Source organism: Ruegeria sp. CG1 (assembly GCF_056537265.1).
Map to the genome: position 1 here is coordinate 61,340 of NZ_JBQFRF010000001.1, position 16,470 is coordinate 77,809.

Below are 16,470 nucleotides of genomic sequence, written 5' to 3' on the forward strand. Positions count from 1 at the left end.
TCACTCGGTCAGTCTGCGGGTTCGAACGGGAAAGATGCAACCATTAAAAACTGTGTTAACAATTGCGGGCAGCAGTATCGGAGGCAGAATTGACTGGCAATTTGAATGGCATGGCTGAAAACCTGTACTTGGGCATCAAGGACCTGCCAATCGTGTCTCCGCATGGTCACTGCGATCCGGGGTGGTTTGCAACCGATGAGCCGTTTCCCAACCCGGCAGAGCTGCTTGTGGTTCCCGACCATTACGTGTTCCGTATGCTCTATTCGCAGGGCGTTCCTTTGTCCGAACTTGGCGTTGGGGAAGAGGGGCGAAAGAAGGATCCCCGCGCCGTTTTTCGCACCTTTGCCGAACACTGGCATCTGTTTCTGGGAACGCCATCCCGGATCTGGATGAGCTACGTGCTGCACGAAACGCTGGGCGTGTCTGAGGCGTTGTCTTCTCGCACGGCTGACCTGATTTATGATGAGATCTCAGAAAAGCTGACGCGTCCCGAATTTCGCCCGAGGGCTTTGTTCGACAGGTTTGGGATCGAGGTTCTGGCCACCACGGATTCCGCTCTTGACGCACTCGTGGAGCATCGGGAGATCCGTACAAGCGGTTGGGGCGGGCGGGTTGTTCCGACGTTCCGCCCAGACGGGGTTTTGGATGGGGCGGACCCGGAGTTCGTACAGAACCTGAATAAGTTGGCCGAGCTGACAGACTGCGATCTGGACAGCTATGATGGCTACCTCAACGCGCTGCGAATGCGGCGGGCTTATTTCATCCAGCTGGGATGTACTGCCACCGACCACGGTATCGAACGCGTGAAGACCGAGTGGCTGGACGACCCGGAAGCGCTGTACCAGCGGCTGAGACGGCGGGAAGGTACCGAACAGGATGCTCGCCGGTTCTATGGGCATATGCTGATCGAAATGGCGCAGATGTCTGTCGATGATGGCCTGACAATGCAGATACATGCTGGCAGCAAGCGCAACACGAACCACGCGGTACTGCGGGACTTCGGACGGGACAAGGGGGCCGACATTCCAATCGCGATGGATTGGGCCACGGGCCTTGAGGCGCTGTTGAACCGGGTCGGTAACTCGGCGGAACTGCGCATCATTCTGTTCACACTGGACGAAAGCACCTATGCCCGCGAACTGGCCCCGATGGCGGGACATTGGCCGTGCCTTCGGATCGGGCCGCCTTGGTGGTTCCACGACAGCCCAGCCGGGATTGCGCGGTATTTCGATCAGGTCGTTGAAACGGCCGGATATTACAATCTGGCCGGATTCAATGACGACACGCGGGCTTTCCTGTCCATTCCTGCACGTCACGAGCTGTGGCGACAGGGTGTGGCGATTCATCTGGCGGAGCAGGTTGCGCGCGGCTATTTCGATCGGGACAGTGCCGAGCATCTGGCGCGATTGCTGGCGGTCGATCTGGCGAAACAGGTTTACAGGTTGCAAAGCTAGATGGGTACAGTTCTTCATTTCGGCCTTGGAAACTTTGCCCGGGCGCATTTGCTGGATTACACGGATCAAGCGGGCGGATGGGACGTTGTCGGCGTCAGCCTGCGTTCATCCTCGGTTCGGGATGGATTGGCCCGACAGGGTTTTGAGTACGATTTGTGCGTACAGGGGCAGGGAGTCCGGCGCATCAAAGCTCTGCGAGACGTTCTGGTCGCGCCCAAGGATCGCGCAGAGATATTCGATGTGATGGCGGATGCCGAGATCATTTCGGCAACCGTAACCGAGAAAGGTTATCACTTGGACGCCGCGGGCAAGCTGAACCTTCAGGACCCGGCGATTGCCGCCGATCTGGCAGGGCAAGGGCCTGCGACGCTGATCGGGTTTTTAGCTTATGGCCTTGCGGAACGGCGCAAGCCAGTAACGGTACTAAGTTGTGACAATCGCATGGAAAACGGCAAGACGCTCGAAACGGCAGTTGCCGATTTTGCGGAAGCAGCCGGTCTGGACGTGAATTGGGACTCTGTTTGCTTTCCCAACGCGATGGTCGACCGGATCACACCGGCTACCACGGACGCCGTTCGCGCAATCAGCGGCGATCCTATGGCTGTTCCGACCGAGGCGTTCTCGGAGTGGGTGATCGAAGACAGTTTCGCCGGTCCACACCCGGATTGGCCGGGAGTGCAACTGGTCGATGACGTAGCCCCGCACGAGATGCGAAAGCTGCGCATGCTAAACGGTGCCCATTCCCTGTTGGCTTATGCCGGGTTGGAGCGGGGCCTGACCTACGTCCACGAAGCGGTTCGAGACCCGGTTTTGCGCCCGCTGGTTTCTGAGTTGATGAAGGATGCGGGCGCAACGCTGCCCGCTGCACTGCAAGCACAGGTTCCGGATTATGCAGAGGCTTTGTTGCGCCGCTTTGAAAACCCCGAGCTGGCGCACCGTCTGGACCAAATCGCAATGGATGGCAGCCAGAAGCTGCCGTATCGGTTTGTTCCCACACTCCGTGAGACCGGCTCTCAGGCGGTGATTGCAGGGATGCGGGCCTGGATCTCTTTTTGCATGTCCGAGATCGCAAAGGGCAGGGCGCTGAACGATCCTTGCGCATTGGAAATTGCCTCGGCTGTCAAGCAGCCGGACCCGGTAGCGCCGCTTTTGGGTCTCGTTGGCGCTGAGGATCTCGCGCCACTTATCCGGGAATGATCGCGCCGCGGAATTGAACAACGGTGGAAGCCAAATTGTGTCCAGCCATCAGGGCGTCGGCCTGTGATTTCCCCATCAGCAAGGCCGCGAGGTACCCACCGTTGAAACTGTCGCCCGCCGCTGTCGTATCCAGCACGTTTTTGGCAGGTTCATAGGTTTGGTCAGTGTTCTGACCGATGGACAAAGGGCCATTCTCTCCGCGTTTCAACGCACCAACACCGTGATGATCGGCAAAGCGTGCAGCCACCTGGTCCGCGCTTTCCCCGAACAATGCCATCTCGTCGTCAATGGACGGCAGGGCAATGTCTGCACGTTGCCAAAGCCGTTGGTTAATCTGCCGAGCGTGTTGGACGCTGTCCCAAAGACGCGGACGAAAGTTGCTGTCATATACCAACCGAACGGAAGAGCCTTCGAGCCAGTCCAGAAGCGCAAGCCTGACTGCATGCGGAAGAATGGCCACGGAAATCCCTGACAAGTACAGCACGTCGTAACCGTTCAGCGGGCTGAAGTCGTGATCGGCAAAAAGCTGACGGGCGGCCGCCTCGCTGCGCCAATAGGTAAAGCTGCGTTCACCGTCCGCAGATGTCGTGATCGCGTATAGTCCCGGAGAGGCGTTCGGAATGATGCGGATGCCGGATGTTCCGATGTCATGACTGGCGATGAAGTCCACGATACGCCTTGAGAACGGGTCGTCGCCTAGACATGTCACATACTCCACCTGCAGGTCAGGCGCGGCACGGTGCATGTAGATGGCCGTGTTCAGCGTATCCCCCGCGACGCCCACCTTTGCGCCGGTTTCCAGCATGGACAATTCGATCATTGCTTCGCCGATGCAGGCAATTCGCGTCATTTCTTTTCTCTTTTCCAGATGATGAGACCGGCAGCCATGATCAGCGCAGCCCCCGCCAACGTGAATGCGTCCGGTACCGTGTCAAAGAACAGATAACCCCAGATTGCCACGTAGATTAGGAACGAATAGGTGAATGGCATCAACTGGTTCGCCGTTCCAAACCGATGCGCGTTCGTCAGCAGCTGATGCCCGCACCAGCCAAACACACCAAGGCCGATCAGTACAATCAGGCTGCACGTGTTTTCTGGCTGGACCCAAAACCAGATGGCGAACGGCAACAGGACCACCGTACCGGTAAGCCCGAGGTAGAATTGCATAGTGTCAACGGCAACAACCCCGGACAGCCTGCGCGTCATAATCGAGTACAAAGCCAAAGCGGTGGCATTGTATACGATCAGCAGCATGGTCGGATGAAAGGCCGAACCAAACGGCCGTACGACAACCAACACCCCCAGAAAGCCCAGGATGATAGCCGCCCAACGCCATGGGCCCACGCTTTCTTTCAATACAAAGACGGACAGAAAGCACACGATGACCGGGCTTGAGAACATGATTGCCGACACAACGGTCAGTGGCAAAAACCGTAGGGCATAAAAATTGAAAACGGTCGCCGAGATCAGCAGCAAGGCCCGGCTTATCACCTGCCATGGATGGTCAGTCTTGAACCGACCGGCCTCTATCCCGCCCTTGGCGATCACGCCCACTGAGATCACGAAGTGCCCCGCATAGCGCATGAACGCCAACTGAAATGCTGGCACTCCGGCCAAAGCCAACCACTTGGCCCCAAGGTCAACCAACGAAAAGAACAGCCACGCCATCAGCATCAGCACAATGCCAAGGCGCGGCAGGTCAGCGGTGGGGTTGGCGGAGACGGCCATCGATCAGGTGTTGAAACGCTTGACGTAGTAGTCAACCATCTGGCTTACCATGTCATCCGCCTGACCGTGGTCGCGGGCGTCATTCAGCGCCGAAAGCGCGCCCTGCGACATCAAGCTGATAACGCCTGCCTCGCGTGCCATACGGTCATAATACCCAAGGTCTTTTGCCGCGTTCTTGATCGCAAAGGCCAGCTGATTTGGGTCGCTCTCAACGCCATAGGCTTTGACGAAATCCATCATTCCGGAATGCAGCGGCCCTGCGGCCATCACATCATACAGCTGCTTGCGGTCAACACCGGTGATGTCAGCCATGGCAAAGGCTTCGGCCATCGCGTTCGCAACGGTCATTCCGAAGAAGTTGTTGATCAGCTTGATCGTGTGTCCGGACCCAACGGGGCCAAGGTAAAAAACGTTTTCGCCCAAATCTTTCAGTGTCGGCTCGGCCTTGTCAAAAGCAGCCTTGTCGCCAGACGTCATAATGTTGAGCTTGCCTTCCAGCGCGTGTGAAGGTGTCCGGCCAAGCGGTGCATCAAGATAGCTTCCGTCGGCTGCGGCAACCTCCTCGGCCAAGGCGCGTGTACTGCCAGGAAGCGAGGTGCCAAAGTCGATGACAATCGCGCCGGACTTCAATCCCGCAATCACTCCATCTGCACCGTGCATTCGGCTCTCGACCTGTTCGGAGGTGCCCATGCACAGCATCACGATGTCGCTGGCCTGAGCCAGTTCTTGGGCGTTTTGCATCTCGCGGGCGCCTCGGTCAATCGCGGCGTCCAGGTACGTGCGGTCGCGGTTTCCCAATACAGCGACCGAATATCCTTGGTCCAACAGTCGGCTCACCATGGCTCCGCCCATTAGTCCCAAGCCGATAAACCCGATTGATGGTTTGCTCATTGGTTTCCCTTTCCGTGAATGTGTCTGGTTTTTATTCTTGTGTTTGTTGCGGGCGGCTTTGCTTTTTTAATGCTCATATTGCCCGGTGGATAATCATTGGTTTTTGGGTGGTCCGGCATTTGGCCGGGCCGCATGTCCATCAGGCCGGCGCCCGCGCTCGAGTCGTTCGCGCCTTTAGCCCCTGTTCAATCCGTGATGTGACCTCGAGCGTTCGGGCTGCATCCTCGACGTCAATCAGTGGAGGAGCGCCATCGATCACGTCAAGGAAGTGATCCAGCTGCACCTCTAGCGGTGCGCGTTGTTGTTCCGGTCGTGTAAGTTGGTCTTTTTGGGCCGCAGTGCCCCAATCCTGTCCGCGCCACAGGGTCATGGAGGGAAAACTCACAGCGCCACTGGTTCCCGTGATCCAGATCATGTCCTGATGGGTCGTGCCGATGTTCGGGTTTTCGCCGGTTCCGGCCTCAAACCCCCAGGGGCTGGGTGCGGTATCGGCAAAGCTGATAGTGCCCGTCGCGCCGTTTTCGAATGCGATCGCGACAGCCCCGCTTTCGATCCTATCCGACCCGCGGATGGGCGCTCCGGGCAGGGCGACGACATCCGAGATTTCTCCGATCACAAAGCGCAGGACATCGATATCATGCACCAGATTGATCATGACTGGGCTGCCATCGGAAGTCCGCCAGTTCTGTTCAAAATAGCTGTCGGGTTTGCGCATGGCCCACAGCAACGAGACATTGATGACTTGTCCGATCGTACCTTGCGCGATCACCTCCTTCAGGTGTTGCAAGATTGTATGATACCGCCGATGGTGGCCTACAAGACTGCGGACATCGGCCTGGCGAACGGCCGTCTTCAGGCGCAGTGCATCACCGACCGACGCGGCAACCGGCTTTTCGATCAGCATGTGCCAACCGCGAGATGCGGCCAGAATGCCATGTTCGGCATGCAGTCGGGTTGGCGTCGCGATAATGACGCCATCTACCGGGTCCTGCACCTCGTCCATACTAGTAAAACGCGGCGCGTCGATCTGGATCGAGCCATCTGGATCGGCCAACCCGACCAACTGGCAACCGGGATGCTCAATCACGGCGCGGACGTGGCGGATACCGATTAATCCGCCGCCGGCTACAAGGATCCGTTTCACATCACCGCTCCGATTTGCCAGGGAACAAATTCGTAGTCACCCAAGCCCTGCGCCTCGGACTTGGTCCGCGCGCCAGAGGCGACTTGGAGCAGCCGTCGGTATATTTCCTGTCCTTTTTCCTCGACGCTGGCGCCTTTGGTCAGAATGTCGCCCGCATCCACGTCCATGTCTTCGGGCATGCGTGCTGCCAATTCAGAGTTGGTAGCGATTTTCAGCGTGGGTGCCGGTTTGGACCCAAATGCAGAGCCGCGTCCCGTGGTGAAGCACACAAGGTTGCACCCAGCCGCGATCTGCCCGGTCACCGAGGCCGGGTCATATCCGGGGCTGTCCATGAAGGTGAAGCCTTTGGCGGTGATGGGTTCGGCGTATTTGAATACACCGGTCAAAGGGGTGGTGCCGCCCTTCGCCGCTGCCCCCAGCGACTTCTCTAGGATGGTCGTCAGACCCCCTTGCTTGTTGCCGGGGCTTGGGTTGTTGTCCATCGAACCGTGATTGCGAGCGGTATAGTCCTGCCACCAATCGATCAGTCCGATCAGTTTTTCCCCAGTTGTGCGACTAAGGGCGCGGCGGGTCAAAAGGTGTTCGGCTCCGTAGATTTCGGGAGTTTCCGCAAGGACACCTGTGCCGCCTTGCGCAACCAACAGGTCGCAGGCATGTCCGAGCGCCGGGTTCGCAGTCACACCGGACCAAGCGTCCGAACCACCGCATTGCAGCGCAACCATCAGTTCGGACGCCGGGGCTTCGCTGCGCCTTGCCTCATTGGCAATGGGCAGCATCTGATTGATCTTGCTGATGCCCAATTCCACGGTCCGGCGCAATCCGGCGACGTTCTGGATGTTCATCGTTTGGAAGGTGGGACTTTGCTTCAGCCCATACGCGTCCAGCAGCCAGTCGATCTGGTTCATCTCGCAGCCCAGACCGACCATCAGAACGGCAGCGTGGTTGGGGTGTTTTGCAAACCCCCACATGACCCGTTGAAGGGCTTCGAAACCGTCGCCGGAATCGGCCATTCCGCAGCCCGTTCCATGGACAAAGGCCACCACGCCGTCGATGTTCGGAAACTCGGCCAGCTTGTCCGGCGTGAAGTGATTGGCGATCATGCGGGCCGCAGTTGCCGAACAGTTCACTGTGGTCAGAACCGCGATGTAATTGCGCGTGCCGACCCGACCGCTGTCCCGGTGGTAGCCCATGAATGTATCGACCGAGGTGGCAGGTTTGGTGGGCCTGTGATCCGTCGCAAACTCGTAGTCCACACTGGTGTTCCGGAACTCGACATTGTGGGTGTGCACATGGTCACCGGGTTCGATCGGTTGGGTGGCGTAACCGATGATCTGGGCGTATTTTCTGACCGGATCGCCGAGCGCAAGATTCCGCGTGGCGACCTTGTGCCCCGAGGGGATGCGCGCATTGGTCGTGACATCCTCGACCATACTGCCGGCCTCCAGGTGCCGAGTTGCAACCACCACGCTATCCGTTCGATCTAAACGTACAAAAGTCATAATCAGCTTTCTTGGCGGCAGCAGCTAGGCGCAGAACGGTGAGTCCGATGTCCACCGGTGAATATCTATATGCGGCTTACCGGACAGTCTTGCTCGTGCCGCCTCCCAATTGGACTTGCAGACGCGCCAATCTCGCAGCTCGGTTTCGGGGCGCGATCTGGACCTCGCGATGAAGCTGGGGAAATGATCTCGACCGGTCGGCTGGCCTGCCGCGCTAAAGCGGATGTCGAACGACCAGCGGAACCGGTCCGTTTTATTGATCAGCGAAGCGTGTGGCGTCAAAGGGTGAAACAGGATGATCCCGCCGGCCTTGACAGGAAGTGGTACGGCGCGGCCTTCATCAATGAACCCGTCAGCAATGCCTGTCTGCGTCCGGGCACAATGCGGCAGGATGGTTTGGTCCTGTGCCTTCGGCAGCACTTGCAGGCAGCCGTTTTCGACGGTTGCATCGTTGACGGCAATCCACACCGTGACCATGTCGGTCTGATCAGCATCCTCCAGCGCAACCGCTCGGTCCTGATGCCAGTCCGTTGCGGTGATGTGCGCGCGCACCTCGTCCTTGGACAGCTTCAGGGCAGGGGGCTTCAGCCGAACGTGCTGGATTGGATTGCTCACCAACTCTGGCCCGATCAGCTGCTCGACGATGTCAAGCATGGGACGGGCCGTCAGCAAGTCGAACACTGCGGGCCCAATATGGAACGGTGTGTCCGCCATGATCCGATCGCCGGGCAGCGAGATGTCCAGCGGCTGGAAATAGTCGCATCCGGCCTGATAGGCGGACAGAAGTTTGTCCCAGAAGGTCATTCCGGACGGCTCATCCTTGACCAGTCCTTTTTTGTACCAACAGTCATAGAGCCGGTTCAGGACATCCGAGTATTCCGCTTGCACCCGACCCAGGACATCGCGGGGAATTACATCCTCAACCACAAGGTATCCATCGGTCTGGAACTTGCCAATCTGATCCTGTGTCAGCATGGGTGCAACCTCACAACAGCAGCGCGATGATGCCCGGCCAAATCAGAAGAACGGAAAGCGCCAGCAACTGGATCCCGATGAATGGCAGGAAGCCGCGGAAGATATCCGTCAGGCTAATATGTGGCGGGGCCACCGACTTCAGGTAGAACGCGGCCGGGCCGAAAGGGGGCGAGAGGAAGCTGACCTGCATGTTCATACAGAACACGACGCCGAACCAGATGGCGACATGACTCGGCTCCAACTGGCCAAAGACTCCGATTTCCTCGATAGGAAGGCGCAGGACGATCGGGAGAAAGACCGGAATGATCAACAGTACGATGCCGACCCAATCCATGAATGCGCCCATGAACAGCAAGATTAGCATCATTACCAGAATGACCAACATGGTCGGCAGCTCCTGGCCGACGATCAGGTCGGCCACGTATTGGGGCCCGCCAGCAATGGTGTAGGCACCCGCCAGCGCGGCGGCCCCGATCGTAACCCAGATGATGGTGCCTGTGGATTTTAACGTCCGCATCAAGCTGTCCCAAACCAGCTCGAACGATCCTTCGCCCCGCAGGATGGCGATGATCAGAACGGCGAAGGCGCCCATGCCTGCAGCCTCAGTGATCCCTGTGATCCCGCCATAGATCGAACCGAGCACGACGCCGATTACGACCAGCGGCGCGACGAGACCCTTGCCCATTTCCCAACCGATTTTTGCGCGTTGTCTGCCAAAGACGAAGAAAATCAGCAGAAGGGCGACGATCGTGATGCCGGCAAACCAGGGCAGGTAGTCAGCCGTTCCCAGCCTCGCGGGCTCACCCTGGCTGGCAGCGTTCGAGCCTGAGAGCTCGAAAAACGCGGCCCGGATAAACAGAACGGTGGAAAATCCGGCGACAACGATGCTCATGAAGGCACCAAACAGTTTGCGTTTCTCGGCTGGTTCGGGGTCGTTCGGGTCCGGTTCCGGCAGCGGAGCGTGATGAGGATTCAACCGCGTGCGGATGATGATGTACAGGATGATCATCGAGGCCAGCATGAAGCCGGGAATGAAAGACGCGGTGAACAGCGACTTGATCGAGGTTTCGGTGATCAGCCCATAGATGATCAGAACGATCGAGGGAGGGATCATGGTGCCCAGCGACCCAGAGGCGCAGATGACGCCGATCGCGAGATTCTGATCGTAGCCCAGGCGCAGCATCTGGGGCAGGGCGATAAGGCCCAGCAGGACAACCTCACCGCCGATGATGCCGGACATGGCTGCCATGATCACCGCCATGATCGAAGTCACGATCGCGATGCCGCCGCGTGTTCTGGACAGCCAGACATTCAGCGACGAATACATGTCGCGCGCGATCCCGGACCGCTCTAGCAGCGACGCCATGAAGATAAACAATGGCACGGATATGAGCACGTAGTCCGTTAAGAGCCCGTATATCTTCTGCGCCAGGATATAGAGCGGCCCAGTCCCTGGCCGACCGGTGAGAATCCCGTCGCCGAATGAAAACGGGTTTAAAAGCAGTGTCGGTTCGAACTTGAGCACAAGAACCAGAACCGCAAGCGAAGCCGAGGCCAGACCCAAGGGCATCCCGATCGCCAGAAGCACAATCAGGGCGACCATCAGGATGAGTGAGATTGTTCCAATGTCCATCAGTCTTGTCCCACCGCCCGTTTGATCATTTCAATTTCGTCTTCGTCCGGTTCATCTGTGTGGATTTCCGGTTCTTTGTTCCAATCCGCGACCAAGTTTAAAATTGCTTGCATTGCGACGAGCGTAATCACTATCAGCACCATCGGCTGCAACGTCGCCGGGATCGGAGGATTGAAGGCAGAGCCATAAAGCTCCCATTTGTAGAGCTTATTGACGAACACCTGTTTGTAGCTGCCGTAGACAAGAAAGAAGGCAAATAGCACGATCAGTATAGTCGAAACCGTATCAAAAACGCGCTGAAGCCAACGTGGAACTGCGTCGTACATCAGGAATATTCGAATGTGACTGCGTTGCTGCATGGCGTAGTAGCCAGACATTAAAAACACAAAGCTGGCGAACCAGAGTGTCATTTCGTTCGCCCACTCGGTCGGCTTCTCCAGGATATAACGCATGAAGACTTCGTAGAGCATGACGACAGTCATGATTGCGATCATCATCATCGTCACTCGACCTATGAACAGGGCGAAACGGTCCATAACCGTCGAGCCTTCGAACTCCATCGTCGCCGGGCGCACGGTCTTGGTACCAATCACTGCAAGAAACGGTAGAAGGACGAGCGCGGCCATGTCGATGATGTCGACATACCCCCCGAATACGCCAGACAATTCGGGCGTAACGTCGCTGCGCAGATATATTTCAGTTACCTGACTTTTGAGGGATTCAGAGGTGTAAGGCAGCCAGTCCAATAGGAATGCGGGAAGATGCCAAACAAGCCAGCTGGCTGTTGCGACGAAGGCCAACGGTATGAGCCATTCAATTAGTCCGCCTGAGTTCTTGTGCATCGCGTAACCCTCGTCCCTATCCTTCGATCCTGTAGTGATCGATAAAGTCTCGGTCCGGCTCGACACCCAATCCGGGGCCAGTCGGGATCGTGACACGGCCGTTGTTGGCCTTGACCTGATTTTGAATTTCCAGCGGTTCGGTCAGCAGATCGTCCCGAAACTTGTTGTCCGTTGTGTCGAACTCCAGCATCGGCTCCCATGGATGCAAGCCGCCTGGAATTGCGGGCATGGCCGCTAGTAAATGCAGATTAGTTGCGACGGCGATGGCGCTACCCCAGACGTGATTTACGACCGGAGTGAAATGTGCGTGGCATAGAGACAGTACCCTGAGATACTCTGAAACACCGCCCAAAGCACAAACCTCTGGCTGCGCGATATCGATGCCACGGTTTTCAAGAAGATTGCGCCATGCCCAGCGATTGAATACCGCCTCTCCGCCCGAGATGTTTACTTTAAGCGAAGTGCGCAGTTCGCGGTATCCGTCAATGTCTTCTGGCGCGACCGGTTCTTCGAACCAATATGCGTCCAGTTCTTCCAGCGCCCGACCGACAAAGAACGCGTCTGAAGTCGTATAGGCATGGTTTGCATCGACCATAAAAGGAAAGTCGTCACCAACTCCGCGTCTAACTGCTTCGCACAGTTTCACATCAGGCTTCGGGCCAAAGCCCGTTTTCATTTTGGTGGCGGTAAATCCCATTGACTTGATCTTAGCGGCTTCATCCTCAAAACGGCTTGCAAGACTAGAAATCGGTTCATCCCGGAGCATCATGCCGTAGCCGTAGCAAGGAACGCTTGCGCGATGAGCCCCGCCGACAAGCTTATGGAGGGGGAGGCCAGAGATTTTGCCGGTGATGTCCCAAAGTGCGATGTCCACCCCGGACAAAGCCTGTATTGGCATTCCGCTTTGGCCATGGTCTCGCAAAAGATTGTACACCTTGTGCCAGATCACGTCTTTGTCCAAAGGGTCCATGCCAAGGACCATTGGTTGGATTACCTTTTCCACGATGGATTTGTTCGCAATGGCTACGTTTCCGGGACCAAAGCACTCCCCCCAACCGGTTACCCCTTCATCTGTCTGAATCTCGACCAGATGGGTTGTACGCTTGTCATAATACTGTTGCGAGTAGCCCAGAACTTCCGGCATGTCGTACTGCAGTACATGACTTATTATTCTGGTGATTTTCATGAAGTTCTGGATCCCGGCGCCGATCCGGAGAGGCCGCAAGTGCGGCCTTTCCGTGTGTCGTAGTTCGATCGAAGCCTGATTATTGCATTGCGCCCAGGTCACGCAGGAAGTTGATGTGGCTTTCCAAAAGTGCCTGTGCTTCAGGTGTCGTTGCGAACTCAGTCCAACCGACCTGAACGGCCGCGCGATACGCTGCCAGGTCTTCAGGCGACCATTCGTACAACTGAACGCCTTTTGCCTTCAGGTCTTTTGCAGTCTGAGCGTTCTGCACCTCATTGATTGTGGCATTGTGCAATGCCAGGCTATCCATTGCGACTTCCATGATCTTCTTGTGATGCGCGGGCATCGCTTCCCAGACGTCTTTGCGACAAGCTAGGTGATCTGCAGGCATCGAGTGGAAACCGGGATAGTTTGTGTGGCCTGCGATCTCGTACAGACCGAGGCCCACGTTGTTCGTCAGGTTCGCAGCATCCGCACCATCAATGATACCGGTTTCCAAAGCCGTGAAGATTTCGTTGAAGTCCATCACGATCGGAGAAGCACCAAGTTCCGCGAACACCTTGGTTGCAAGGCCTGGAGGCGAGCGGAACTTCCAATCCTTGAAGTCTTCCACTTTTGCAATCGGCTTGGTCGAAGACAGCGACTCTGGCCCGGGAATCCACCATCCGATGAATTCCATGTCGTAGCCGTTGTATAGATCATTTACAGCTTCTCTTCCGCCGCCATGAAGAAGCCAAGCCATTTGCTGATATGGGTTCTGATATCCGCCGAGCAGGTCGCCCGCAAACTGGAAGGCCGGGTTTTTACCGGTCTGATAGCCGCCGCCCGTCATGTCGCAATCCAGAATTCCGGTAGCTGCGGCATCGAAGGTTTCAACTGATTTGACCACCGAAGAGGAATAGAACATTTCAACTTCGATTTCGCCGTTCGACATTTCCTGAATGTCTTCAACGAATTTTGCAGCCATCTGGCCTGACAGAGTTTCGGGCGAAAAATGGGTTTGAATTCTAAGCTTCGTTGTTTCAGCCATCGCGAAACCGGCTGCCATTGTCGTGGCTACGGCCGCCAGGGCCGCTGTCTTGACTATTTTCATATTGTCCTCCCAGACGTTGAGCGTGCGCGGTGTGGAAGATCTTGCCGCCTCCTTTGCTGTCGCGCAGGTAAACGTTAAGCCGACGAATCGAATGCAACAAGAAAAAATTGAAATTTCTAAAAATTTCGAGATTCTTGCGATAATTCGAAAATAAGGTTAGGACGCTACTTGGACAAAACTTGAAGGTGCGTACTGGAATGAACGACGAAATAGATATTTATCAAGATCTTAAGATGCGCCTGATCTCTAATGGATTCGAGCATGGAGCGAAGGTGCGGGCTGAAGAACTTCGTAAAGTGTATGGCTGTTCTGCGAGCGCCGTTCGTGAAGTCCTTTTTCGTTTGGCCGCTGTTGGTTTGGTGGACTTTCAGGAACAAAAAGGTTTCCGCGTGCCAATGCGTTCGCCGCAGAAGCTTATCGAATTGACGCACGTCCGTGTTCTGTTGGAGGCCGAAGGCACCGCGATGTCGATCCGTAATGGCGGGGTGGATTGGGAAGCAAGATTGACGGCCGCACATCACAAACTCAGCCATATCGAAAAACGCATTCACGCCACAGACGACCCGAGCGGCCTTATCGAGATATGGTTTGCCTCGGAAAAGGAGTTTCACCAAACACTTATTTCTGCCTGTGGCTCGGAAACTTTAAAACAAATGCATAGCCGAGTTTACGCGCAATTCAGACAGCAGTTGATGGTGGCAGACCGGAACTTTGAATTCATTTCTCAGAACATAAGACACCATGCCGATATACTTGAAGCAGCATTGTCAGGGGATGAGCAGTTAACACGAGAGAAAATTCACGACCACCTGGAACGCCACCTAACTGGAAAGACGATGGGCGACTAAAGCCGAAAATCGTCTTCCAAATACACCTGAATGATTTCGTCGAAGCTTGATTCCGCCTCGAACCCCAACTCCAGAGCGCGATCTGTTTGAAAGTCTCGCGGCCAATTCTTGACTATTCGTTCGATTGTCTCGTCGGGTTCTTGCCTGATTAGGCCAACCGCTTCTTGGCCGGCCACGTTGCGCAGAGCTTCGATTTGTTCGGCGACGGTGCAACTTACGCCAGGCATGTTCAATGCGCGTCTGTCATTCAAAAGCTGCGTGTCCATTGTTGCTGCGTGGGTCAAAAAAGTCGCAGCGGCGCGGGGGCTGGCGTGCCAGTGACGAACAGTTTCGGCAACTGGCAAGATAGCCTCACCCCCATTCAATGGCTCTCGGATTATACCCGAAAAGAAGGACGAAGCGGCAGCGTTGGCTTTGCCCGGGCGCACACACAAAGTGGGCAAGCGCAAGGAAATACCGTCGATATATCCTTTCCTGCTGAAATCCGTGATCATCAATTCAGCCGCCGCTTTCTGCGCTCCGTAACTTGTCAAAGGTGCCGAGAGGAATTCATCGCTTATCTTTTCGGGGAATGGTGACCCGAAAACTGCTATGGACGAGGCAAAAACAAGGCGAGGTGTGTACTCGCTTTCTGAAGCTTCGTGTTCATCCTTAAGTGCGTTCAGCAGTGCCCACGTTGCCATAAGGTTTACATCCCAACCCAACGCAAAGTCTGTTTCAGCTTGGCCTGAAACGATAGCTGCAAGATGAAAAATGACGTCTGGCCGCTGCGTAGCAAAAGACTTAGCTATGCCTGACGCAGTCAAGTTCCCCACAATTTGATTACCTGCCGCACTGTCGGGCGGGAACGAGAGATCGAACAGTGAGACTTGGGCATCCGCTCCAAAAGTTTCTTGGGTCGACACGCGATGGGCCAGTTTCTGGCCCAGCATTCCTCCGCCGCCTATAATCAGGATCCGCGTCACAGCATTCCGTTCCGTTTTTTGAGTTCTAGATACAAAGCTGAATGATCCAGTTCGGCCCCATCCATTTCGTCTATCAGATATACGAAACGGTCGCGCACAGATCGGGTGCTAGGTAGCTCAACGCCAAGGCTTCCCGCTTCCTCCAGCGTGTTGTCCAAATCCTTTAGTTGAAACTTAGACAAACCCCCGGGTGTAAAATTTCCATCAGACATGCGTTCGCCATGTTGTTGCAAGATAATACTATCCGCAAAGCCCCCCTTTAGTGCGGCCCTTAACGCGGTGGGGTCCGCACCGCCTTGCTGAGCCAGTAGAGTCGCCTCGGCGACTGCCGATATTGTTACAGCGACAATTGTTTGATTGGCCAATTTGCACAATTGACCAGAACCACTTGGGCCAACATGCACAGGCCGGCCCATTGCTGTCAGAACTGGTCGCACGCGCTCCATAACGTCCTGATCGCCACCGACCATGATCGCAAGGGTGCCAGCTTCGGCACCTTTGGTGCCACCGGAAACCGGGGCGTCCAGATGCAGCACCCCCATCGAGGAAAGCTGCGCGGATTGCTCTCTTGCGTGTTCGGGTTTGGCGCTCGACATATCAATCCAGATCATCCCCGGTTTGAGTTGCTCGCGGAAAGCCTCGTCAGCAAGTAGCGCGCCGGTCGCGTATCCATCCGAGAGCATGGTTATTATTACGTCTGCACCCGAAACCGCCAGCGGGGCAGTTTCCACCAATGTCGCGCCTTCTGCTGTCAACGGTTTTGCCTTTTTCAAGCTGCGGTTCCATACAGTGAGCGGAAACTCGGCGCGCAAAATATTCCGCGCCATAGGAGCTCCCATCAGGCCGGTTCCCAACAGAGCCACTTTGAACTGCTTGCTCATCATCTACTGTCCTTCCGAAGGTGCGCCACGCATGGTTATGGCCAAACCAAAATCTCTGTCATACGCTAACGGCTCTGGGCCCACATGCCAGAAGTCGTTGCATATCCGCCAAGGTTTCTTTGCTTCTCGGTTGA

General features: G+C 56.2%; 14 protein-coding genes and 1 pseudogene. 3 read left to right on the forward strand and 12 right to left on the reverse strand.

Annotated elements, in window-relative coordinates; genetic code table 11:
- Positions 1-110 precede the first annotated feature (110 nt).
- Both uxaC and ACR0AU_RS00325 read left to right on the forward strand, forming a co-directional pair.
- Positions 111-1,454, forward strand: coding sequence for a glucuronate isomerase (uxaC, locus tag ACR0AU_RS00320; RefSeq protein WP_480795390.1), 1,344 nt, complete (start codon positions 111-113; stop codon positions 1,452-1,454).
- Positions 1,455-2,651: a mannitol dehydrogenase family protein gene (locus ACR0AU_RS00325; protein WP_170733461.1), complete on the forward strand. Its 1,197-nt coding sequence runs from the start codon at positions 1,455-1,457 to the stop codon at positions 2,649-2,651.
- On the opposite strand, the gene ACR0AU_RS00330 is transcribed toward ACR0AU_RS00325, so the two are convergent.
- From ACR0AU_RS00330 to ACR0AU_RS00375, 10 genes and pseudogenes are all read right to left on the reverse strand, one after another.
- Complete coding sequence (locus ACR0AU_RS00330) at positions 2,638-3,501, reverse strand: sugar kinase (RefSeq protein ID WP_170733460.1); 864 nt, start codon at positions 3,499-3,501, stop codon at positions 2,638-2,640. The two genes, ACR0AU_RS00325 and ACR0AU_RS00330, sit on opposite strands and share 14 nt — an antisense overlap.
- Positions 3,498-4,379: a DMT family transporter gene (locus ACR0AU_RS00335; RefSeq protein WP_480795131.1), complete on the reverse strand. Its 882-nt coding sequence runs from the start codon at positions 4,377-4,379 to the stop codon at positions 3,498-3,500. The genes ACR0AU_RS00330 and ACR0AU_RS00335 overlap by 4 nt, the downstream gene beginning before the upstream one ends.
- A gap of 3 nt (positions 4,380-4,382) precedes the next feature.
- Positions 4,383-5,303: pseudogene (locus ACR0AU_RS00340) on the reverse strand (NAD(P)-dependent oxidoreductase); the annotation flags it as partial.
- A 106-nt stretch (positions 5,304-5,409) separates the two neighbouring features.
- On the reverse strand, positions 5,410-6,414 hold the full coding sequence (locus ACR0AU_RS00345; RefSeq protein ID WP_480795132.1) for a Gfo/Idh/MocA family protein: 1,005 nt from the start codon (positions 6,412-6,414) through the stop codon (positions 5,410-5,412).
- Positions 6,411-7,913 (reverse strand): UxaA family hydrolase, encoded by a 1,503-nt coding sequence (locus tag ACR0AU_RS00350; RefSeq protein ID WP_480795133.1) that lies wholly within the window; start codon positions 7,911-7,913, stop codon positions 6,411-6,413. The genes ACR0AU_RS00345 and ACR0AU_RS00350 overlap by 4 nt, the downstream gene beginning before the upstream one ends.
- A 24-nt stretch (positions 7,914-7,937) precedes the next feature.
- On the reverse strand, positions 7,938-8,888 hold the full coding sequence (locus tag ACR0AU_RS00355) for a phytanoyl-CoA dioxygenase family protein (RefSeq protein ID WP_480795134.1): 951 nt from the start codon (positions 8,886-8,888) through the stop codon (positions 7,938-7,940).
- A gap of 10 nt (positions 8,889-8,898) precedes the next feature.
- Positions 8,899-10,521 carry a TRAP transporter large permease gene (locus ACR0AU_RS00360; RefSeq protein WP_170403499.1) on the reverse strand — a complete coding sequence of 541 codons (1,623 nt, stop codon included), beginning with the start codon at positions 10,519-10,521 and terminating at the stop codon, positions 8,899-8,901.
- Positions 10,521-11,363 (reverse strand): TRAP transporter small permease subunit, encoded by an 843-nt coding sequence (locus ACR0AU_RS00365; protein WP_255612041.1) that lies wholly within the window; start codon positions 11,361-11,363, stop codon positions 10,521-10,523. Before ACR0AU_RS00365 ends, ACR0AU_RS00360 begins: the two co-directional genes overlap by 1 nt.
- A 16-nt stretch (positions 11,364-11,379) precedes the next feature.
- On the reverse strand, positions 11,380-12,549 hold the full coding sequence (locus ACR0AU_RS00370; protein WP_170396173.1) for a mandelate racemase/muconate lactonizing enzyme family protein: 1,170 nt from the start codon (positions 12,547-12,549) through the stop codon (positions 11,380-11,382).
- A gap of 79 nt (positions 12,550-12,628) precedes the next feature.
- Entirely contained in the window at positions 12,629-13,642 is a 1,014-nt protein-coding gene (locus tag ACR0AU_RS00375; RefSeq protein ID WP_170396175.1) for a TRAP transporter substrate-binding protein, read from the reverse strand.
- A gap of 197 nt (positions 13,643-13,839) precedes the next feature.
- Between ACR0AU_RS00375 and ACR0AU_RS00380 the strand changes: the two genes are divergently transcribed.
- The gene (locus ACR0AU_RS00380; RefSeq protein WP_170396177.1) at positions 13,840-14,490 is read left to right on the forward strand and encodes a GntR family transcriptional regulator; all 651 of its coding nucleotides are present in this window, start codon (positions 13,840-13,842) and stop codon (positions 14,488-14,490) included.
- Here the strand turns inward: ACR0AU_RS00380 and denD are convergent.
- Both denD and ACR0AU_RS00390 read right to left on the reverse strand, forming a co-directional pair.
- Positions 14,487-15,455 carry a D-erythronate dehydrogenase gene (gene denD / locus ACR0AU_RS00385; protein WP_480795135.1) on the reverse strand — a complete coding sequence of 323 codons (969 nt, stop codon included), beginning with the start codon at positions 15,453-15,455 and terminating at the stop codon, positions 14,487-14,489. The two genes, ACR0AU_RS00380 and denD, sit on opposite strands and share 4 nt — an antisense overlap.
- The gene (locus ACR0AU_RS00390; protein ID WP_170512736.1) at positions 15,452-16,336 is read right to left on the reverse strand and encodes an NAD(P)-dependent oxidoreductase; all 885 of its coding nucleotides are present in this window, start codon (positions 16,334-16,336) and stop codon (positions 15,452-15,454) included. The genes denD and ACR0AU_RS00390 overlap by 4 nt, the downstream gene beginning before the upstream one ends.
- Positions 16,337-16,470: the final 134 nt, after the last annotated feature.